At 40.5% G+C, this 22,223-nt stretch carries 14 protein-coding genes; 7 read left to right on the forward strand and 7 right to left on the reverse strand.

Going from position 1 to position 22,223, the window contains the following annotated elements; all coding sequences use genetic code 11:
• Nucleotides 1–3 precede the first annotated feature (3 nt).
• The 4 genes from sprA to QZT73_RS03715 all read left to right on the forward strand — a co-directional run bounded on the left by sprA (nucleotide 4) and on the right by QZT73_RS03715 (nucleotide 8,684).
• Nucleotides 4–7,131 (forward strand): cell surface protein SprA, encoded by a 7,128-nt coding sequence (gene sprA, locus QZT73_RS03700; protein ID WP_291781401.1) that lies wholly within the window; start codon nucleotides 4–6, stop codon nucleotides 7,129–7,131.
• A 54-nt stretch (nucleotides 7,132–7,185) separates the two neighbouring features.
• Complete coding sequence (gene gcvH, locus QZT73_RS03705; protein ID WP_291781398.1) at nucleotides 7,186–7,563, forward strand: glycine cleavage system protein GcvH; 378 nt, start codon at nucleotides 7,186–7,188, stop codon at nucleotides 7,561–7,563.
• The gene (locus QZT73_RS03710) at nucleotides 7,541–7,939 is read left to right on the forward strand and encodes a VanZ family protein (RefSeq protein ID WP_291781395.1); all 399 of its coding nucleotides are present in this window, start codon (nucleotides 7,541–7,543) and stop codon (nucleotides 7,937–7,939) included. The genes gcvH and QZT73_RS03710 overlap by 23 nt, the downstream gene beginning before the upstream one ends.
• Before the next feature lie 70 nt (nucleotides 7,940–8,009).
• Nucleotides 8,010–8,684, forward strand: a complete 675-nt coding sequence (locus QZT73_RS03715; protein WP_291781393.1) for an energy transducer TonB — start codon at nucleotides 8,010–8,012, stop codon at nucleotides 8,682–8,684.
• Between the two features lie 231 nt (nucleotides 8,685–8,915).
• Here the strand turns inward: QZT73_RS03715 and kbl are convergent, their stop codons facing one another.
• Entirely contained in the window at nucleotides 8,916–10,112 is a 1,197-nt protein-coding gene (kbl, locus tag QZT73_RS03720; protein ID WP_291781390.1) for a glycine C-acetyltransferase, read from the reverse strand.
• Between the two features lie 145 nt (nucleotides 10,113–10,257).
• Between kbl and QZT73_RS03725 the strand changes: the two genes are divergently transcribed.
• The gene (locus tag QZT73_RS03725; RefSeq protein ID WP_291781415.1) at nucleotides 10,258–11,205 is read left to right on the forward strand and encodes an NAD-dependent epimerase/dehydratase family protein; all 948 of its coding nucleotides are present in this window, start codon (nucleotides 10,258–10,260) and stop codon (nucleotides 11,203–11,205) included.
• 68 nt (nucleotides 11,206–11,273) lie between these two features.
• Here the strand turns inward: QZT73_RS03725 and QZT73_RS03730 are convergent, their stop codons facing one another.
• The 5 genes from QZT73_RS03730 to typA all read right to left on the reverse strand — a co-directional run bounded on the left by QZT73_RS03730 (nucleotide 11,274) and on the right by typA (nucleotide 17,905).
• Nucleotides 11,274–11,627: a Spx/MgsR family RNA polymerase-binding regulatory protein gene (locus QZT73_RS03730; protein WP_291781388.1), complete on the reverse strand. Its 354-nt coding sequence runs from the start codon at nucleotides 11,625–11,627 to the stop codon at nucleotides 11,274–11,276.
• A gap of 11 nt (nucleotides 11,628–11,638) precedes the next feature.
• Entirely contained in the window at nucleotides 11,639–12,931 is a 1,293-nt protein-coding gene (hemL, locus tag QZT73_RS03735) for a glutamate-1-semialdehyde 2,1-aminomutase (protein ID WP_291781385.1), read from the reverse strand.
• Between the two features lie 10 nt (nucleotides 12,932–12,941).
• Entirely contained in the window at nucleotides 12,942–14,603 is a 1,662-nt protein-coding gene (locus QZT73_RS03740) for an ABC transporter substrate-binding protein (protein WP_291786671.1), read from the reverse strand.
• Nucleotides 14,604–14,660: 57 nt separating this feature from the next.
• Entirely contained in the window at nucleotides 14,661–15,734 is a 1,074-nt protein-coding gene (locus tag QZT73_RS03745; protein WP_291786675.1) for a serine hydrolase domain-containing protein, read from the reverse strand.
• 365 nt (nucleotides 15,735–16,099) lie between these two features.
• Nucleotides 16,100–17,905: a translational GTPase TypA gene (gene typA, locus QZT73_RS03750; RefSeq protein WP_291786677.1), complete on the reverse strand. Its 1,806-nt coding sequence runs from the start codon at nucleotides 17,903–17,905 to the stop codon at nucleotides 16,100–16,102.
• Nucleotides 17,906–18,115: 210 nt separating this feature from the next.
• Between typA and QZT73_RS03755 the strand changes: the two genes are divergently transcribed.
• Nucleotides 18,116–20,593, forward strand: a complete 2,478-nt coding sequence (locus tag QZT73_RS03755) for a TonB-dependent receptor plug domain-containing protein (protein WP_291786679.1) — start codon at nucleotides 18,116–18,118, stop codon at nucleotides 20,591–20,593.
• A 12-nt stretch (nucleotides 20,594–20,605) separates the two neighbouring features.
• Entirely contained in the window at nucleotides 20,606–20,782 is a 177-nt protein-coding gene (locus tag QZT73_RS03760) for a hypothetical protein (protein WP_291786682.1), read from the forward strand.
• Between the two features lie 372 nt (nucleotides 20,783–21,154).
• Here the strand turns inward: QZT73_RS03760 and QZT73_RS03765 are convergent, their stop codons facing one another.
• Entirely contained in the window at nucleotides 21,155–22,063 is a 909-nt protein-coding gene (locus QZT73_RS03765; RefSeq protein ID WP_291786684.1) for a helix-turn-helix domain-containing protein, read from the reverse strand.
• Between the last annotated feature and the right edge of the window lie 160 nt (nucleotides 22,064–22,223).

Below are 22,223 nucleotides of genomic sequence, written 5' to 3' on the forward strand. Positions count from 1 at the left end.
CTTTTGTTTGGGCAACAATTTTTTTTCAAAGACAAACAATTCCTTTTGCCATCAGTATTTTTACTTTTGGTGTTTATGTTTTTGTCCCCTAATGAAGTTTTTTCACAGCAATCAGAACAAGATACAATTGCGGTCAGCAGGCTTGATTCTTTAAATAAGAGAAGGATATCTCCCTCCTTTCTTTTGTGGCCTAATCTGAGAACCAACCCTCTTTTTCCCAGACAGAACCCCTATACTCCCCAATATTCCCCTTTTTTTCCACAACCCTCCATGCAACAAAGGATACAAGTGGAAATGGATACCACGCTGAAATATAGGATACAGGATGAACTTGATTCGGTTGCCACACCTGGGACAGTTTATGACTTCGATGAATTTTCCAAAATTCAGGAATTCAAAGTAAGACAGGAATATTGGAGGAGCAGGTCAAGAGGCATTGATGGAGAAAGTCCGGTAATGGGAAGGGATATTGCCATTCCATTTACTTCCACCCCGCAGCTTGACCGAATTTTTGGAGGGGATGAAATCAATATCGTACCTACAGGATTCGTAAACCTTGACTTAGGTGCAATTTTCAGGAGGATTGATAATCCTGCCATTCCCATCCGGCAGCAACAAAACGGCAACTTTAATTTTAATCAGCAAATTCAAATGGCCGTAAATGGAAGTTTAGGACAGAAAATGCGGCTTGGGGCCAATTTTGATTCCAATAACTCCTTTGATTTTCAGAATCAACTAAAAGTAGAATACGAAGGTTTTCGCGAGGATATCATCAAATCCATAGAGATTGGTAATGTCAGTATGCCAGTACAAAATAGTCTCATCCAAGGAGCTCAAAACCTATTTGGAGTAAAAACGCAATTGCAATTTGGAAACCTATTTGTCACCTCAGTGGCCTCCACTCAGCGAGGCAGGAGAGATGAACTGATCATCGAAGCCGGGGGGCAGGGGAGACAGTTTGAAATACAGGGCTCGAGTTATGACGAAAACAGACATTTTTTCCTTGGACATTTTTTTAGAGATAATTATGAGCGATGGCTTAGGGGTATTCCCCAGATTCTCTCCGGTGTAAATATTACCCGTGTAGAGGTGTATATTATGAACAGGGCCAATAACACTGAGACACTCAGAAATTTTGTTGCTTTTATGGACCTAGGTGAAGGAAACCGGATCTTCAAACCAGAAAACCCCAATATCGGAGCGGGAAATGCCGGAGCTCCTTCTTCCAATGGAGCGAACCTATTATTCGGGAACCTTACATCCAATCCTTCATTTAGACCTTTCGATACGGGTTCAGGAGCCATTGAGTCCTCTTTACAGATTACAAGGGGGGTGGACTTTGAACAGGTAAGTGGTGCTAGGAAACTTGCTCCCAATGAATATGCATTTCACAGGGAGTTAGGTTATGTATCATTGACCAGAAGGCTTCAAAATGATGAAGTGCTGGCAGTTTCTTATGAGTATACATTCAATGGGCAGGTGTATAAGGTAGGTGAACTGTCGGAGGATTACCAAAATAGGCCTGAGAATGAATTGATATTCCTTAAAATGCTTAGACCTGCGCGAATCAACATCAATATTCCTACTTGGGATTTGATGATGAAAAACGTTTATAACCTGAATGCCAATCAAGTGATGCAGGATGGATTTCAGCTGCAGGTCATTTACAGGGATGACCGAACAGGTTTGGATAACCCTACCTTATTGGAGGGAGAAAATGTCAAGAATAGACCCTTGATCCGGTTGATGGGGCTTGATAATCTGAATCCGCAGAATGATCCAGCCCCTGATGGGAATTTTGATTTTGTGCCAGGGATTACCATTTTCCCGGAAAGAGGCGTTTTGGTGTTTCCTGTTTTAGAGCCTTTTGGCCGAACACTTAGAAATTTATTTCTTCCCAATGAAAGGAACCTTGCAGACCGTTATGTTTTTGATACCCTTTATAGGACTACAAGGGCTGATGCCGAGTTGGTTACCCGCTACGATAAATTTTTCATAAAAGGCAGGTTGACTGCAGGGTCTGCCTCAGAGATCTTGTTGCCCGGGTTAAATATATCTCCAGGATCAGTTATTGTGATGGCAGGTAATATCCCTTTGACTGAAGGTGTTGATTTTACAGTGGATTATAATATAGGAAGGGTCAATATCATAAATGAGTCCATCTTACAATCCGGGAAAAGAATATCCATCAGTTTTGAAAAAGCAGATTTGGTATCTTTTCAAACCAGAAGTCTCTTGGGAACCAGGTTGGATTATGTCGTGAATGATAAATTAAATATAGGTGGTACCTTTCTTTACCTTAATGAAAGGCCGAATATCACCAGAATCGCTGTAGGTTCAGAGACATTAAGGAACAGCATGTGGGGGCTGGATGCCAATTATAGCGATGAGTCCAGGTTTTTGACCAAATTGGCAGACGCATTGCCTTTTACCAATACAAAAGAACAGTCACTGGTAACCTTCAGCGGTGAATTTGCACAATTGCTGCCGGGAACTTCGAATCGGGTCGCAGGTGACCCGACCATGTATATTGATGATTTTGAGACAGCCATTACCCCTTATGGGTTGGGGAATGCCGCTGCACAGACTTGGAGTTTGGCCGCCACACCCAAAACGAATGATGACCAGTTTGACCTAAGCGGGATTACCGAGGACAGACTGGGCAATGCTTACAGAAGGGCAAAAGTAGCTTGGTATAATATTGACAATGTTTTTTATAGAGAAAGCGGACCTGGGGTCCCACCCAATATCAGTAGAGAAGATAGACAAAATCACTATGTCAGAAGGGTAATTCCGCAGGAGATATTTCAATTCAGGGACAGAGATGTCATTATTGTGCCTGAGCCCCTTTTCGAGTTGGCGTACTTTCCCAGCGAAAGGGGTATGTACAATTATAATCCAGGACTGACTCCTGATGGTTTATTACCAAACCCTAGACTTAATTATGGCGGTGTCACCAGGGCCATTACTACTGAAGTTGATTTTGACAGGACCAATGTAGAATATATCGAATTCTGGTTATTGGATCCCTTTATTCAAGGACAAAATGGAAGGGTCTTGGATGGCGTTTTTAATGAGAACAATACCACAGGAGGTAAACTGAGGTTTAACCTTGGTGAGGTATCCGAAGATGTGATAAAAGACAGTAGACATGGGTTTGAAAACGGTTTGCCAGCAGATGGAGATGCAGATAGAACTGCGACGACTGAATGGGGTAGAATTACCAGACAACAGTTTTTGATCCCTGCTTTTGACAATTCTCCTGAGGCAAGAGCCAACCAAGACGTGGGACTTGATGGACTGAATTCCGAGGAAGAAGCAGAATTTTTTAGGGATAGGTTTCTCAATAGGTTAAATGTCAGTGCCCAAGTGAGGCAGGCCATCGAGCAGGATCCCTCTGCGGACAATTTCAGGTATTACCTGGATGAGGAGTATGACAGAAGGGATGCCAAGATCCTGGAGAGACACAAGAAGTTTAACGGCATGGAGGGCAATACACCTATCACGTCCAATGTAAACCTTCCCTTTACACCTGCCGGGTCCAACTTGCCCGATAATGAGGATTTGAACAATGACAATACCATCAACGAGCTGGAGTCCTACTATGAGTATGAAATCGACTTGAGGCCGGGTGATCTTGAAGTAGGCCGTGGCTATATTGTAGATAAGGTAACCTCCGTACAAAGTGGGGATGAGATCAATTGGTACCTTTTTCGGATACCTGTAAGAACACCTGATAGGGTGCAAGGAGATATTTCAGGATTTAAATCCATACGCTTTATGCGGACTTATCTGACTGATTTTGAGCAGCCAGTTGTTTTGAGGATGGCTAATTTTAGATTGGTAGCCAGTCAGTGGAGGGTATTTCAAGAATCTTTATTTGAGCGCGGATTTTTTGAAATTCCTGAACCTGATAATTCTAATTTTACTGTAGGGGTCGTAAACATTGAAGAGAACAGTCAAGGTGGTCCCAATCAAAGCCCTTACGTTTTGCCCCCTGGAATTACCAGGGATAGGGATAATTTGGCAGCCGTTGAGAGACAATTGAATGAACAATCACTCAGGCTATGTGTGGATGATTTACAAGCGAGAGACTCAAGGGCAGTTTTTAAGAATACAGGTTCCTTGGATCTGGTGCAGTTTGAAAGACTGAAAATGTTTTTTCATGCAGATTCGGAAGATGCTGAAAATGGAGAGTTGAAAGCATTTCTGAGAATGGGGACGGATTATACAGACAATTATTACGAAATAGAGGTCCCCTTACAATTAACGCCAAGAGGTACCAGAGATCCTAGACAAATCTGGCCTTTGGAAAATGAAATTGATATTGCAATAGAGGAGATTGTAGGTGTCAAAATAGCCAGGGACAATCAGCGGGTACCCTTAAACCTGGCTTTCAGTCAGGATGTGAGGCAATACAAAGTAACGGTGGTAGGACGGCCTGAGTTGACTTTGATTCAGGGAATGATGATCGGAGTCCGAAATCCAGGTGCTACAGGTGGAGCTTCCAAGTCTGTTTGTGTTTGGGCCAATGAGTTGAGAGTGACGGGTTTTAAACAATCCACAGGATGGGCTGCCAATGCAATTCTAAATGCACAAATAGCTGATGTGGCAACAGTTTCTACCTCATTCCGTCATAATTCCGTGGGTTTTGGAGGCTTGGAGACAAGACTTTCGCAAAGGTCTTTGGTAGCAGCAACACAATATGATATCTCAGCCAATGTCAACGTGGATAAATTGCTACCCGAAGCCATGAATGTCACCATACCCATGTATGTAAGTTTGGAAAACACTTCCGTAAGACCTGAATTTGATCCATTGAATCCTGATGTACCATTAAGCTTGGCTTTGGATAAATTTCAGACCGATTCAGAAAGAGAAAATTACAGGAGACAGGTTCAGGATTTGGTCAGGCGTAGGAATATTGGTTTTTCCAATGTGAGGAAAAATAGAAACCCAGAGAATACCAATCCAAAGATCTATGATCTGAGTAATTTTTCTTTTTCTTATGCCTATGGCTCTGTAAGGCAAAGTAATATTGATACGGAAAGTTATGAGTTCGAAACCCAGTTTGGAAATATTGCCTATGTTTTCCAGCCAAAACCAATGGAATGGGAACCCTTTAAAAATGCAGGTTGGCTTAGTAACGATGGCTTCAGATTAATTAAAGATCTGAATTTCAATTTTTCTCCCACTTCAGTATCTGCTAGAGTGGATGTGGATAGAAGGTTTATGCGGACGCAATACCGCAATGACCAATTGACTACGGTGGGAGTAGACCCTTTCTTTCAGAAAAGTTTCTTTTTGAACAGAAATTATAATGTCAATTGGGATTTGACAAAAAATCTCCGGGTAGACTTTATGAGTAGGGTTTTGGCGGTAATTGATGAGCCTGAAGGTGATCGGGATACCAGCGAAGCCAGGGATTCAGTAAGGGTGAATTTGAGAAATTTTGGGAGAACGACCAATTACAACCATCAGCTCATGATGAATTATAAGATTCCGTTGGATAAGGTCAAGGCCTTGAACTGGATAGGGGTAGACTATAGGTATGCCGCAAACTATACTTGGATGACTGGAGCCATAGGTCAGCGGGACACATTAGGGAATGTTATTCAAAATACAAGGGATCAGACTTTTACAGGTAAATTGGATTTTGTTAAGTTATATAACAAAAATGCCAAAATACGTGCATTGAATGCCCCACGACGTCCAAGTATTCCTGGAAGACAAGTGGTCAATGCAGAAGATACCATAGGTACGCCTTTTACGAATAAACTGATTAAATTTTTGACCATGGTCAAAGATATAAATTTTAGGTATTCAGTCGTGGAAGGGACATTCCTACCCGGATATATGGAAAACACCGGACTTCTGGGGCTGGACCGCAGCTTTTTGAATCCAGGATTGGGCTTTATATTGGGAGGGCAGGATCCCAATCTTAGATTTGGGCTGGCAGACAGGGGCTTGATGGCGCCCAGTCCAGAGCTTACTCAGACTTTCAGGCAAAATCAGACCATCAACCTTCAGGTTACAGGAAATTTAGAGCCATTTAAAGATTTTAGGATCACTTTGGAGGCAAGGAAAAGAGAGTCAGGAGAATTCAGTGAAATATTCCGTACATCTCTCGACAATCCAGGGGATTTCACCTCTTTAAGCCCCAATCGTATGGGGGGATTCAGCATTACCCATTCTATGATAAGAACTACATTGTCCAGGGATGATAGAAATAACAACTCTCCTATTTTTACCGATTTTGAAAATAACAGGGCCATTATTCAAAACAGATTGAATGCGCGAAATCCTGGGGGTGAGTACACATTGAATGGGCAGGATGTGCTGACAATGTCCTTTCTTGCTGCTTATTCAGGAAGGGATGCATCGACGATTGATCTTAATCCTTTCCCGAGAATTCCCATTCCCAATTGGAGGGTAGATTACCGGGGTTTATCTCAAATTCCTGCACTGAGAGAATATTTTTCCTCCATAAATCTGACCCATGCCTACAGTTCTACTTACGAGATAAGTAATTTTTCCAATTCCCTACTTTACCAAGAGGGACTTGAACTTTTCAATCGGCTTAGGAACATACCTGGAGCAACATTGACAAATGAATTCGGTGAATTCATTCCTATATTTATTTTGAATCAGGTGATTTTGACTGAAAGATTTGCCCCCTTGGTAGGTGTTAATTTATTGACCAAAGACAGGTTAAATATTACCATGGAGTATAATACAGAAAGGAATATAGGACTTAACTTTTCCAATGCACAGGTTACCGAGCAAAACAGCAGAGATTTTGGTTTTGACCTTGGATATACAAAAGCTGGAGTCAAGGTTCCATTTAAAATCCAAGGCCGACAAGAAGTGCTCAAAAATGATTTACAGATTCGGTTGAACACAAGGGTCGTAGATACCAGACAAATTCAGCGGAAAATAGAAGAGGAAAGTACTGTCACCAATGGGAATCTCAATCTTCAAATAAGGCCAACGGTGGGTTACGTGATCAATCAAAGCCTACAAATTCAGATTTATTTTGATCGGACCATCAACGATCCGAGGGTGACCACCGCCTTTAGAAGAAGCTCTACTGCCTTTGGTGGACAATTAAGATTTAATTTGTCACAATAGGTTTTTTGATTTGATGAATCCTTGTATTTTTGACCACCTTAAAAATAATCAAACATGAACTTGCCAGAAGAATTAAAGTACACCAAAGACCATGAATGGGTCAGATTGGAAAATGGTATAGCTACTATAGGAATTACCGAATTTGCCCAAAGAGAGCTTGGAGATATTGTATATGTCGAGGTAGAAACGGTAGGTGAGACCATTGAAGCAGGAGAGGTCTTTGGTACTGTGGAAGCTGTCAAAACAGTATCTGATCTTTTTATGCCCTTAGAGGGAGAAATCATTGAGTTCAATGAAGAACTGGAATCTTCTCCAGAATTGGTCAACGATTCTCCTTATGGAGATGGTTGGATGATCAAAGTGAAAATTTCCACTGACCTGCCCGAAGATTTGTTGTCAGCAGAGGAATATGCCGAACTCATTGGGGCATAAAGCTTTCCGATTAATCCCAGCTTTGGTCTGGTTACTGATTGTGATCGTAGCTTTATTGACACCTGGCAATAATTTACCAAAGGTGCCCCTTTTTCCTCATGCGGATAAGTTAGTCCATTTGGGTGTTTTTGCAGTTTTAACATTCTTTTGGTGCCGTGTAGGAACAATAAATGAGAAAGGAGAGTTAAAAATTGTAAATTTAACGACTAATTTGTTAGTATTCTCAATTATTATTCCTATATTGTTAGAGTATTTACAAGCATTTGTTCCTAACCGGTCTTTTGAATTTGGGGACATCGTTGCAAATCTCTTGGGAGGTTTGATTGGGTTTAGTGGTTTTATAATTTTATACAAGGCAAAACATCCGCTTGTATAATTAAAAACAAATGGCTAAACTTGTTATTCAATAGTGCGTAAAATTTATTAACCTTTATAAAAGTACAACCATGGAAGCTAAAAAGACGCCAAAAGCGGATTTGGCCAAGAAGTCAGGGATGTTCCTGAACCTTGGACTACTCGTGAGCGTCGGCCTGGTCCTGCTTGCTTTTGAATGGAAGTCTTATGATGACAGAAATTTGATGGATTTGGGACAAGTTGCTGATGATTTCGAGGAACTGTTGGATATTCCGATTACGGAACAACCACCACCACCTCCACCGCCGATTGAGCAGCCTATTATTCAGGAAGTTCCTGATGAAATAGAAATTGAGGAAAAAATCGAAGTTGATTTTGATTTGGACGTTAAAGAAGACGCGGTAATCAAAGAAGTAGTCATTGCTGATGCTCCTGTAGTGGAAAAAGCAGATGAAATTTTCGATGTGGTGGAAAATGCTCCAGAATTCCCAGGGGGAATGGAAGCTTGGAATGATTATTTGAGAAAAAATCTTAAATATCCAACCCAAGCAAGAAGAATGGGTATTGAAGGTACAGTTTATGTAGTATTCGTTGTAAACACTGATGGATCTATACAGGATGTAGATATCCTTAGGGGTATCGGTGGCGGATGCGATGAAGAAGCTTTAAGAGTGGTATCCAATGCACCTAAATGGACTCCTGGTAAGCAAAGAGGTAGACCGGTTAGGGTAAGGATGAGACTTCCTATTCGATTTAAACTTGGATAATATACAAAAAAGGGCAATTGCCCTTTTTTTATTTCAATAAATGGCCGAGGAAAATAATTTCTTCGGCCTTTTTCGTTTATATCTTTACCCGGATTCATACCAATGGTATTCATTCAGTAAATTTGCTACATGATATGATGCCAATATCCATGAAATCCCAGTATCAACTATTTCCTGTTTACTAAAGTGCCATTATTAAACGGATCACATGTGTAATTTGGGATTTACGTATTATTTTATCACACCAAGCTCTTTTCCTACTTCAATAAAGGCTTGGATAGCCTGATCCAAATGATGTTTTTCATGACCTGCTGATATCTGAACCCTAATCCTTGCCTCTCCTTTGGGTACCACAGGATAATAGAAGCCGATCACATATATTCCCCTTTCCAATAATTTTTCTGCCATTTGCTGGGAAAGGACCGCATCATAAAGCATAATTGGAACTATGGCGTGTTCACCTGCTTTAATATCAAATCCAGCTTCCGTCATTTTGCTACGGAAATATAAAGTGTTCTCTTCGAGTTTATCCCTTAGATCGGTAGTTTCACTCAGCAGATCAAAAACCATAATAGATGCACCTACAATAGAAGGCGCCAAGGTATTGGAAAATAAATATGGTCTGGACCTTTGTCTAAGCATTTCAATAATTTCTTTTTTACCGGAAGTAAATCCTCCGGAAGCACCACCTAAAGCTTTTCCTAATGTACCGGTGATGATATCCACCTTTCCCATCACATTCCTATATTCATGCACTCCTCTTCCAGTTTTTCCCATAAACCCTGTAGAATGACATTCATCGGACAACACAAGGGCTTTATATTTTTCAGCCAGTTCTACGATTTTATCCAATTGGGCAATCGTCCCATCCATAGAAAAAACACCGTCTGTCACAATGATCTTCTGCTCTGCACCTTTTTCATTGGCAGCCTTCAACTGGGTCTCTAAGTCCTCCATGTCATTGTGTTTGTACCGAAAGCGCATCGCCTTACAAAGCCTTACACCATCAATAATGGATGCATGATTCAGTGCATCCGAAATGATGGCATCTTCGGGGCCTAGCAATGGCTCAAAAACACCGCCGTTGGCATCAAAAGCAGCAGCATATAATATGGTGTCTTCCATTCCCAGGAATTTTGAAATCTTCTCCTCTAAGGCTTTGTGTATATCCTGTGTGCCACAGATAAACCTTACAGAAGACATCCCAAAACCATGGGTGTCAATGGCTTTTTTAGCGGCATCTATAACTTTAGGATGAGAGGAAAGGCCAAGGTAATTATTGGCACAGAAATTCAGTACTTTCTTTCCTCCTGAAATAGTGATTTCTGCCGATTGTGGCGATGTAATTACCCGCTCTCTTTTGAAGAGTCCTGCTGCTTCAATTTCCTTTAACTCTTTTTCTAATTTGGGTTTTAAGGTATCGTACATAATTGTCTTTTTAAAAGTAATTCAAATACTCATGGAATTGTTGTGAAATAGATTCATTGAATTCACTATTTTTGTCCCACTTAGTCCCAAATATAATCAAAAAACATCAAGGCCTAATCAAGGTCAAGAGATGTGTTCTTTTGCAATGGAAAGTATTTTAATCATAGGAGCAGCAGGACAATTAGGTTCTGAATTAACCCAGGAATTGGCAAATATTTATGGTGGTGATCATGTGATTGCTACTGACATCAACCCAGAAGCCCTTGAAAAATTTGACTTCTGTAAGTCCATCCGTATGGATGTTATGGACCAAGAAGCAGTTAGAAAAGTGGTGAAAGAAGAAAATGTCAAACAGATTTATCATTTGGCAGCCGTTTTATCTGCTACAGGTGAAAAAAAACCACTCTTTGCCTGGCAGTTGAACATGGAGAGCCTGCTTTTTATTCTGGAATTGGCCAAAGAAGAAAAGCTAGATAAAATTTACTGGCCATCATCTATAGCTGTATTCGGACCCAATACACCTAAAATCAATACACCCCAGTATTGTGTGAAGGAACCCAATACGGTATATGGCATTTCCAAACAAGCCGGAGAAAGATGGTGTGAATATTATTTTCAAAAATATGGGGTAGATGTAAGGAGTTTAAGGTATCCGGGATTGATTGGTTATAAATCACTTCCCGGAGGAGGAACCACGGATTATGCTGTAGATATCTTTCACAAGGCCATTGCAGGAGAACACTTCGTCTCTTTTCTCAATGAGGAAACCTATCTTCCCATGATGTACATGCCTGATGCCATTAAGGCAACTATAGACCTGATGCATGCACCAATTGAGGATATTAAAATCAGGTCAAGTTATAACCTGTCTGCCATGAGCTTCTCTCCAAAAGAGATATATTCAAGCATAAAACTGCATTATCCTGATTTTTCCATTAGTTACCAACCTGATTTTAGACAGGCAATTGCTGATAGTTGGCCAGATAGTATCGATGACAGTCATGCCAGACAAGACTGGGGCTGGAAACATGAGTTCGGCCTTTCCGAAATGACAGCAGATATTCTAAAACATCTGCCTTCTTTTTCTTTTTGAAAACCATAAAGAAAGCCCATGATTTGACTCATGGGCTTTTTTTTTATGAATGAGGTCAAAAGTATAATTTATCCCAATTTCCCCTTTATCTGCTCTGGTTCAAAACCAAGGATAAGACTGCCATCTGGAAATTCCACAATAGGTCTTTTTATCATACTGCTCTTTTCAGTTAAAATTGCCAAAGCGGATTCTTTACTTCCCAACAGCTCTTTTTCCCTGTCCTCTAACTTACGATATGTAGTGCCTTTCTTATTTACAAGCGCTTCAAAACCAACTTTTTCCGCGAATGAATTTAACAATTCAGTTCCCGGAGCTTTTTTTTTGTAATCTACAAACTCATAATTAACCCCTTCATTTCCCAAGAAATCGAAGGTTTTTTTCATGGTATTGCAGTTTTTAATTCCATAAACGCGTAAATTCATTTTCTTTTTATTTATTGAAAGATTTCTTTTAATGAAGCTTCGTTGGCATCCAATATCTGATCTATCAAATCATTTGTAAGTGCTGTTGATAAGAACAAACTTTCAAATTGGGATGGCGCCAAGTAAATGCCTTTCTGTAGCATGGACTGGAAATATTTACCGAAAAGAACTGTATCCGAATGCTTTGCTGATTCAAAATCATATATTTCCTTATCGGTGAAGAAAAGACTGTACATGCTCCCCAGATGATTGACTGTATAGTTGAGACCAAGTTTGACCAATATGTCTTTGATCCCGTTCGCAATCGTACCTCCAATTTGGTTTAATTGAGTATAAACTTCTGGGTGTTCATTGAGGTATGTCAACATGGTGTGACCTGCTGCCATAGCAATAGGATTCCCTGAAAGAGTTCCTGCCTGATAGACAGGTCCTGCCGGAGACACGAATTCCATAATTTCTTTTTTACCGCCATAAGCCCCTACTGGAAGACCTCCACCAATAATTTTCCCTAAAGTACTCATATCTGGAGTGACTCCGAAAAGTTCTTGCGCTCCTCCTTTGGCTAAACGGAAACCGGTCATCACCTCATCAAAAATAAGAACAATGCCCTCATCATCGCATATTTTTCTGAGACCTTCGAGATAGCCTTTTTGGGGAGTTACCAGGCCCATATTTCCTGGAACAGGCTCCAAAATAATGGCGGCGATTTCATTCTTGTTGGCAGCAATTAAGGTTTCAATGGCTTCCAGGTTATTGTAGGGAGCCAATAGTGTATCCTTTGCCGTACCTTTGGTTACCCCCGGTGAATCAGGGTTCCCCATGGTGATTGCTCCAGATCCAGCTGAGATTAGAAAAGAATCTCCATGGCCATGGTAATGGCCCTCCATTTTAATAAATTTATCTCTTCCAGTGAATCCTCTAGCAACCCTAATTGCCGACATGGTAGCCTCTGTTCCGGAATTGACCATCCTTACCTTTTCTACAGAAGGAACCATTGAAGTGATGAGCTCGGCAATTTCAACCTCTCTGGCTGTGGGAGCACCAAAAGAGGTACCATTTTCCATGGCTTTAATTACTGCTTCTCTGATCATGGAATGGTTGTGTCCCAATATCATAGGTCCCCAACTATTGATCAATTCAATGTAGGCATTCCCATCTTCATCATAAATATGAGCGCCCTCGGCCTTTTTTATGAAAATGGGATCACCTCCTACTGCTTTAAAGGCCCTAACGGGAGAATTTACCCCTCCTGGAATGAAATTTTTTGCTTTTTCGAAAAGGGTTTTACTATTGGTGATTTGCATGTATTGATTTTTATTTTTGTTCCACTACTTTACCGGAATCCAGTTTAAGCATAGGAACATACCTGTTGAAATTACTTCTTCTGAAATCGAAACCATAGGTAATGAAACCATTTTGAAATCCATTTTTGTCTAAATTTTTTCTTAACTCAAACCCTGATTTGGGATTGATGTTTTGAAGCACCCATTGCATCAATTCATATCCCATATGGCTGTTAAAGGAAGGATATGCAACGTATTCTGCATAAAAATTTTCCCGAAATATTTCCAAGTTTGGTTTTTGAAAATCAATAGCGTTATTACTTACAAAATAGAAGTTTTGTTGTTCTAACATTTCATAATTCGCAAAATTAAAATAAAGCCAACTATCCATTACCAATACGGGTTTGTTTATATTCTGTGACTCCATAAACCCAAATGTTGGAGAAGCCACATTGGGATCATCGGATAAGATTATAATCACATCTGCCAAGGCTTCGTCCCCACTTTTCAGTTGGATTTGTTCCAGAAAATCAATGACAGATCTCCCATTTATGGGATCATTCCTTACTATCGTGTAGCCTAATTTTTGAGAATTTTCCGCTATTTTTTTTGCCAGTTGTTGATCCCTTGAAGCATTGGAGTAGCCTATTGCTAACCTCCTCCCAACGAAGTTCTTTCTAGAAAAATCGATAATTCCATCAGCCATAGAATTGACGGAAGGCCTGAATAAATAAGCATACTGTAAATCCTCAAACCTGTCGTTCATATTTGAAAGGGGATTGACAAAAGGGATTTGATATTGTTCTGCAAAGGCCATTACTATATCAGATTCCTCAGGATAAACAGGACCTATTATGATATCCGCCTGTTTCAAGAATGGATTGGCTAAAATAGCATGAACCTTGCTGACCTCCCTCTCCGTATCAAAAGTTTGGATATTCAGTTGTTTACCCTGTTTTTTCAATTCATTTGCTGCGAAATCAAGCCCTTGGAAAAATTCAAATATAAAATTATTGGGATCAAGGCTTTGGATGTCTCGCTCCCCCGAATATCTGAAGGGAAGAAGAACAGCAATGTCAAGTACATCAGGATTTTTTGGGCTCTTAATTTCTTTATTTCCATTTCCAAAATCTAGATTTTTCAATTCATTATAAATGCTGCGCTCTTCATTTGACATCACTGTCTGCCTTTCCATCTGTTCCTTCAAGGCTAGCATAAAGCCCTTGTTATCATTAAATTTTCTGATATTTCCTGTAAAAAAACCAACTGATGCATTTTTTAAAAAATTATAACTGGCATTGTGGGCCTGTCCCCTTACATTCGGCTCTGAAATTTTAGAAATCAACTCCAGAGCATCAATATTTCTGCCTTCCTGAAAATAAGCTAAAGCCAATAGGTATCTTGCCCTGTCCTGATGTCCCCAACTATCCTGTTGGACCAAATCTTTTAAGGTGGATTCGGTCAACATATACTGTCCATTTTGGTACGCTGCTCGGGCAAAATGATAAGTTGCATAAAATGACAACCGACCGAATTGGTTTTTGTCCATGTATGGGCGGAGCAGGTCCATGGCTTCAGAGTAGTTGCCATAACCGATAAGCGTTTTTGCCCGATTATAATCTGCCGGATTTTGAGCGATGCTTGGGCTTAAAAGACTAACAAATATTAAACAAAGGAGCAGAAAGGTTCTCATAGCTTGTTTTTAAATTTACTGACAAATTCCGTTCCCGTATTTTATCAGGCCCCGAATTTAATCCATTTTTGACTCAATCAAAAACTTGAAAAGGATATCCTCTGCCAGTGTTACCATCTCTTCCTCCTCTGGCTCATTTCGATTACTGAGGATGATGATACTGAGATTTTGAGTGGGTATTCGATAAAAAATATTTCTGAAGGAAGTACTGCTGCCGGTATGGTAGACTACTTTTTCTCCTTTGAATTCCTTGATGTGCCAAGCTATGCCATAATCAATATCACTTCCATCATTCAGTTTTGCCCTCAGGAATGTCCTTTCAATTGTTTCCAAAGGAAGGATATTCCCTTGATACAAAGCTTGGTCCCATAGAAAAAGGTCAGGTACATTGGAATAAATGCCACCATCTCCTAAAACAGCAGAGGTACTGCTTTGGTCTTTAAGTACCCAATGGTCATTTTCCCAGCTGTACCCAAAAGCTCTATCAGATACGGTGTTGATGTTTTTGATATGGGCAAGGGTATGGTTCATCCCCAAAGGTTTGAAAATATTTTCTTCCAAGAATTCTGGGAATTCGTGCCCAGAATATTTTTCAACCATCAATGCCAATAAGGCATAGGCGGTATTACTGTATCGAAATTGTTCCCCGGCAGGGAAATAAGTCTGATCAATCTTTTGGATGATTTCCAATACGCCTTGGTCCCTGACGGGAGTGATCAAAGCGGAGTCAGGTATAAAATCCTCATAATCCCAAATACCCGAAGTATGGTTGAGCAAATGGTGGATTTGGATGCCTTTCCCATATTCCGGAAAATCCTCAAATATCTGATCCAAAGTCCAATCCAAGTCAATTAGACCTTCCTTCTCTAAAACCAGAATTGCAGTTGCAGTAAACTGCTTTGTAACGGAAGCTAACCGGAAATTGGTATTGGTTTGGACTTGTCTTTTGGTCTCCAATTCGGCCATTCCAAAGGATTGATGATATATAACTTTCCCATTTTCGATAATGGCAACTGCCACACCTGGGTTTTCGCCATGGTAATTTCTGAAGATGTCTGCAATAGGATCGGATTTTTCAGAGCAGTTGCCCATCACAAATAGAATTATCAAAAGTAAAATGAGATTTTTCATCCATGTAATTTAAACTGAATTTCATAAAATTCAGCCCAAATTGTGTTCAGGTTATTTGATTTCAATAATATTGTTTAGCAAACAATAAATATGTATCGAATTAAAGCAAAAAGGCATGGCAGATTTTTGAAACCAAGCAGGTTGTTAACTGCTGAAAAAAAAAGACCCCAAAAGTCTTTCCACTTCTGGGGTCTACCTGATATTTACGTGAAATTTATTTTAAGAGAAATCTAAAGTTTTACCTGTATCTAACTATTTCGCCGAAGGCTTATTTCAATTATTTCGCGAAGCATATTTCAATCGCTATACGATAATAATCTATCGACTAATTAGTCTAAACTCTCGCATCTAATCTCTCGGCTCTATCAAGAATCTTTCTTCGCCATTCTTGCTCTCTCATTCTCATCCAAATAGATTTTCCTCATTCGGATGGATTTTGGCGTGATTTCCAAGTATTCGTCTTTCTGTATATATTCCATGGCCTCTTCCAAAGAGAATCTTTTTGGAGGGGCAATTCTCGTGTTGTCATCAGAACCGGAAGCACGCATGTTGGTCAATTTCTTTCCCTTCTGCACGTTTACTACGATATCGTTTTCACGGGAATTTTCACCAATAACCTGACCAGTGTACAATTCATCACCCGGCTCGATAAAGAATGTTCCTCGATCCTGCAATTTGTCAATGGCATATGCAGTACAAGGTCCGCCTTCCATGGAGATCAAAGAACCATTGTTTCTTTCTGGGATATTGCCTTTGAAAGGCTCATATGCAGAGAATCGGTGGTTCATGATGGCCTCTCCTTGAGTAGCTGTAAGGACATTGTTTCTTAATCCTATCAAACCTCTTGAAGGGATCTTGAATTCCAGATGCTGCAAATCACCCTTTGGCTCCATGACTAGCAATTCGCCTTTTCTTTGAGTAGCCAATTCGATTACTTTTCCGGCAGTTGTTTCTGGTACATCCACGACCAATGTTTCTATTGGTTCGTTTTTTACTCCGTCTATTTCTTTAAAAATGACCTGTGGCTGACCCACCTGTAATTCATAGCCTTCTCTTCTCATGGTTTCGATTAAAACAGACAAGTGAAGAATCCCACGGCCATATACCAAAAACTTGTCCTCAGAATCCGTCGGTTCCACCCTTAAAGCCAGGTTTTTCTCCATCTCTTTCATCAAGCGGTCTCTTAAGTGACGAGAAGTCACAAACTTGCCCTCTTTGCCGAAGAAAGGAGAGTTGTTGATAGTGAAAAGCATATTCATCGTAGGCTCATCGATGGCAATTCTTGGAAGTGGTTCTGGATTTTCCAAAGCAGCAATGGTATCACCGATTTCAAAATCTTCAATTCCGGTCACCGCGCAAATATCGCCGGCAGTTACTTCGCTCACTTTATTTCTTCCCAGTCCTTCAAAAACATGCAATTCTTTTACTTTTACTTTTTTGAATACACCATCAGCTTTGCACAAAGTCAATTGGGCACCTTCTTTGATAACTCCTCTTTTTACCCTTCCGATGGCAATTCGACCTACAAAAGACGAGTAATCCAGCGAAGTAATTTGCATTTGTAAACTTCCTTCATCAATTTTTGGTGAAGGAATGTGCTCTACAATGGCATCCAAAAGGGGAAGGATCGAATCGGTAGGATTCTGCCAATCCGGACCCATCCAGTTTTGCTTAGCAGAACCATATAAGGTCTGGAATTCCAACTGTTCTTCAGTGGCATCCAAGTTGAACATCAGGTCAAAAACCGCCTCATGGACTTCATCGGGTCTGCAGTTTTCTTTATCCACTTTATTCACCACAACGATGGGAGTCAAACCCAAGGCCAGGGCTTTGCCCAATACGAATCTTGTCTGTGGCATCGGACCTTCGAAGGCATCTACCAAAAGGATAACTCCATCTGCCATTTTCAATACCCTTTCTACTTCACCACCAAAGTCGGCGTGACCGGGGGTATCGATGATATTAATTTTATGGTCTTTATATCTAACGGACACATTTTTGGAAAGAATGGTAATTCCTCTTTCCCTTTCCAAGTCGTTGTTATCCAGGATTAAATCGTCAAACTGTTGGTTTTCACGGAAAATTTTAGAAACATGGATAATTTTGTCCACCAGGGTGGTCTTACCGTGGTCAACGTGTGCGATAATCGCGATATTCCGAATATTAAGCATTGTAAAATTGAATTAGGCTGCAAAGGTAGGAAGAAAATTTGGTTTCAGCTTGCAGGTTGGCGAAAGTCCCTAATATTTAATGATTTGTTCATTTCTTTTTTTAACTTATTAGTCATGTTTGCCCATTTGATGCTACTCAAAAGATTCATTCTATTTCTTTTATTCCTGCCCTGTTTACCACTTGTTCTCAAGGGGCAAAAAATTGATACATTGTTAGTACAAGAAGTTCACTTCAACCAAGGACTTGTTTTTTCGTTGCCCCATGCTATTCAGGGCCAGATACCAGGCATATTGATCAGCAGGCCCGGTGCCAATCCCAATGGCTCGTTTGACATGATCTATCGGGGCTTTCATACCGATCAAAACAGGATGAGGCCCTTGTTAGTCATGGATGGAATGCCTGGACTCACTTGGGAGTTTATTGATCCATTTTTAATTGATACCATTAGCTTTGTGAACGGGGCAGGGGCTGCATCATGGGGCATGCAAGCAGGTGCGGGAGTGGTAAATATTGGCTCCAAACCAGTAAGGAAAGAAGGTTGGACAGTAGGCTTGGTACAATCGGCGGCGGTGGAAAGTCATCAACGAAGCTATGATGTCTTCACACCTCAGGAATACCGCGCCCTGAAGTTGCCAGGCCATCCAGATGGAAATACAAATACTGATTGGGAGGATGTCCTTAGTAGAAATGCTTGGTCCATGCATACAGGAGTGCAAGGGAGTTACCGAAAGGATAATTTGTATTTGGATACCAAACTAAGCAACCGTTCTGTACAAGGGATACAGCCGCATACTGGCTTTGACCAATTAAGCTTATACGGAAATTTGGGTTATTCCATGTGGGATGATAGGGTTTCAATAGACCTCAGCGGATTGAGAGTCAATCGTCAGGCAAGGATTGGTAACAGTGATTTTTTTGAAGGAATGATGATGAACCCTACCTGGCCTTTAGAAGAGCCTTTTGAGGCATTTACAAGATTTCGAGGAAATCCTTGGATCCGGATGCAAGAAGAGAGAAACACAGTAGAGACTGCCATGCATTTCTTCCAAGCAAATGTAACTGCGAATTTGACTGATCGGTGGAGAGTCAGTTCCCGATATGGACAAGTAGGAAAAGAAATGGCTCAAGAACGAACCTACAGTAATAGGGCTGGTATTTCTCAGACTATTTTTCCACTACTATTTCGTGAACGAAGCCATAATCGAAGTCTTTTGGAGTTTACGACGGATTATCAGGCGGATTTGGGTAATTGGAAAATCACGCCCGGCTTGAGATATGCGAGACAGGGGATAGGATATGTGTGGAATGGCTACAATGAGCGCTTAATTGATTTGGACCAAACAGCAACTATCAGAGAAGATTTAACAGAGGAACTTGGGGAGTTTACACTGGAATCCTTTGGGGCTTCACTTAATTTAGTTTATCGAGAAAAACTAGGGATAGATATCCGGTATCAGCCTGAAAGAGCTTCTCACTTGGGCTCCAATGCAGGATGGGGGAATTTTTGGGGAATGGATGTTTCTTATGCAGCAGGAGATCGTTGGAGGCTTTTTGCAAAGCTCAGCTACACCGGGTTGGCACCAGATCAGTCGGGATTGAGCCAAACGGTCTTTGATGTAGGGGAACTAATTATTCCGAGACATTTTGCCAATCCGGATTTGCAATGGGAGCGTTCTAATGCATGGGAATTGGGGGCGGATGTGGCTTTTGCAAAGGGGATTATCGTATCACGAAATGCAATATTTCGAAATCAAGCATCAGGCCTTATGGCTTTGTTGCCTGATGAGGCTATTTTCGATCCTCAAGGGCTCTCGTTTATATCTTTTTCTTACCAAAATTTTGCATCCATAGAGAACTATGGTTTTGAATCCTCTTGGCTTTTCAAATTAATAGACCGGAAAAAGTTCAAGTATCAATCGGGGTTAAACCTGACTTGGATGCATTCCGAATGGACAAATTTGGAGGCTGATTTAGTCTCTTGGGAGGGAAGAGATGTAGGAGTTAGCCGCCAAGTTGGGGGTAATCCCTATTTCCAATTCAATACGCTCCGCACAGGTGAGGCCCTTGGAACAGTACGTGCGTTGGAGTTTCAACGAATTGATCGAAATACAGGACAATGGGTATTCAATCAAAATCTAAGCGGTACCAATTGGCAAGATGCGTATAGACCTAAAGGAAGGGTGATACCTCGTTGGTGGATGGGTTGGAATCATGGATTAAGCTTTGGGAAATGGTCTATGGATGCTTTTTTCAGAGGGGTCTTTGGACATGTATTAGCCCATGAAACGAATTTTCGTTACGGAAACGTCAACTTTTTTGCATTAAATAGGGTCAGGAGTTCTCAAGAGTTGGTAAATCTTGGTTTGACAGAACAGAATACCTTCAATTCGTATTTTGTGGAAAATTCCAGTTTTTTTAACCTTCAATTTTTGACTGTCTCGCGAAGTTTTGATCTCACCATCGGGCGCACCAAAATGAGTAGCAGACTGTCTGTTATCGGAAACAACCTATTTTACCTCACCCGATTTTCGGGTGCAGACCCAGAGCCACGCTTGCATGGCAGACCTGTTTGGAATGTTGACGACCATGTGGAGAAAATTCATGCATATTATGCTTCGGGAATTGCAGATGCCAATAGTTGGTTGCCGGGAAGATCTTGGATGCTGAGACTGGAGGTGAATTTTTAAGATTTTCTTCGAATGGAAGATATTGAAAGTGTTGATCTATTGGAAGAGGTTCCCGAAATAAATGGTAAAACCAGTGGGTTTGCTTTGGGGCCCTACAAGAAAGGTTATTTTGTTTTAGAGGGTTTAGGAAGCACTCACTTGCTGATTCATTCAGGAAAAGGTCCATTTTTGAAAATTGTCCCGCTTTAAGGAGAACCTTTGATTCTTTATTACAGCAAAAAAGAACGGACAGAATTACTGTATACCGCCACTCATGCCTTGAGGAAATCCTGAATCAACTTTCAGGTTCAGGTAAAAACCAGTTTATGCAAGCCAATCTATTTTTAAAAATATAGGCAAATACAGGGTTAAAGCATAGTCGTTAATTTTGTGTTCATCAATTTTGTTTTTTAGTGAACAACAATAGTGTTGTTTAGTAAACAATAATAGTGAAATTCAGTCAAGAAGATCAATTTGAGCAGGAGGGGTATGTAATCAATGTTTGCCCTTTTATCGATTGTAGGTTGAAGGTCATAAAACATGAATAGATACAAAGTAACTTATGTATGCTTTCAAAGAATATCAAGCAACTTCTACGTTATCTCGAAATTCTGAGGGACTTTTCCCGGTAAACTTTTTGAAAAAACGGGAAAAATAGGCTGGGTCTTCAAACTTTAGCTTATAGCTGATTTCTGCTATGCTGTAATCTGTTTGCTCTAGGTATCGGATGGATTCGTGGAGGATAAATTCGTGGATGACCTGCATGGGAGACTTGGAAGCTACTGCTTGGCAAACACGATTAAGATGGACGGTTGAGATTCCCATGGCATCAGCCAAGGAAGCTACAGTTAACTTTTTGTCGACGTTTTCGCCTTTAAATAATCGATTGCTGTAATAACGTTTGATTTGGGTCATAAATGAGCGGAAAAACTTGATATTGGTATTGACCACTTTATAGGTGTTGTGTCGGTTTTCCAAAATCATTCTGTAAAACTCCACGAAGAGGATGGACAAATAAGACTTGATGGCCAAAGATTTTCCTTGATATTCGGTCAGTAACTCATTGTTGGCTCTTCTGAAAAGCCGTGACATCAATCCGAAGCGTTCATTGTTCCAACTGCTGAAAATTACTCGAGGCTTTTCGATTTCTAATAATACATGGGGTTGTGGGTTGAGAATTTCTTCGACAAATTCATCAGAAAGTGTGAGGACCATCCCTTTGATATCGGGGGTAAACAGATATCCATGCAGCGTATTTGCAGGCATGGCTATCAGGCAAGGTTCGTCTATAAGTTGCACCGTAGGACCGCAAGTAAATTCAAAGGAGCCTTCTTCGATTATCACAAACTGATACAAGCGATTATGTAAATGAGGCTTGATGACCCAATCATGATTTCTGCTTCGTGCATCTATGGATTCACAGTGAATAAACTCTGGAAGGATTTCCTGCTTGGTTTCCCCGTACAATACATAGTTGTCTATTTTTTTCATGGCTAATCCTGGTTAAAAGTGCAAGAGTTTATTTTGTACGAATTTTCAAGATTTTCTGTTGTTTGAAGGGTTTAAACCTATTTTGAACGGATTTAAAGCTAATTTTCCTTACAATATTTGGGTGTGGCTTTCATGTGAATGATAACTGAATGTAAGAAAT

Origin of the sequence: Cecembia sp., assembly GCF_007126775.1 — a bacterium.
Lineage (GTDB): Bacteria > Bacteroidota > Bacteroidia > Cytophagales > Cyclobacteriaceae > Cecembia.

Excerpts from the sequence above, each read along its gene's own strand:
- QZT73_RS03760 (WP_291786682.1), top strand. The coding sequence starts at position 20,606 with ATGGAAGATATTGAAAGTGTTGATCTATTGGAAGAGGTTCCCGAAATA.
- QZT73_RS03765 (WP_291786684.1), bottom strand. The coding sequence starts at position 22,063 with ATGAAAAAAATAGACAACTATGTATTGTACGGGGAAACCAAGCAGGAA.
- QZT73_RS03710 (WP_291781395.1), top strand. The coding sequence starts at position 7,541 with ATGCCGAACTCATTGGGGCATAAAGCTTTCCGATTAATCCCAGCTTTG.
- QZT73_RS03730 (WP_291781388.1), bottom strand. The coding sequence starts at position 11,627 with ATGAATTTACGCGTTTATGGAATTAAAAACTGCAATACCATGAAAAAA.
- kbl (WP_291781390.1), bottom strand. The coding sequence starts at position 10,112 with ATGTACGATACCTTAAAACCCAAATTAGAAAAAGAGTTAAAGGAAATT.
- QZT73_RS03745 (WP_291786675.1), bottom strand. The coding sequence starts at position 15,734 with ATGAAAAATCTCATTTTACTTTTGATAATTCTATTTGTGATGGGCAAC.
- gcvH (WP_291781398.1), top strand. The coding sequence starts at position 7,186 with ATGAACTTGCCAGAAGAATTAAAGTACACCAAAGACCATGAATGGGTC.
- QZT73_RS03740 (WP_291786671.1), bottom strand. The coding sequence starts at position 14,603 with ATGAGAACCTTTCTGCTCCTTTGTTTAATATTTGTTAGTCTTTTAAGC.
- QZT73_RS03715 (WP_291781393.1), top strand. The coding sequence starts at position 8,010 with ATGGAAGCTAAAAAGACGCCAAAAGCGGATTTGGCCAAGAAGTCAGGG.
- typA (WP_291786677.1), bottom strand. The coding sequence starts at position 17,905 with ATGCTTAATATTCGGAATATCGCGATTATCGCACACGTTGACCACGGT.
- hemL (WP_291781385.1), bottom strand. The coding sequence starts at position 12,931 with ATGCAAATCACCAATAGTAAAACCCTTTTCGAAAAAGCAAAAAATTTC.
- QZT73_RS03725 (WP_291781415.1), top strand. The coding sequence starts at position 10,258 with ATGGAAAGTATTTTAATCATAGGAGCAGCAGGACAATTAGGTTCTGAA.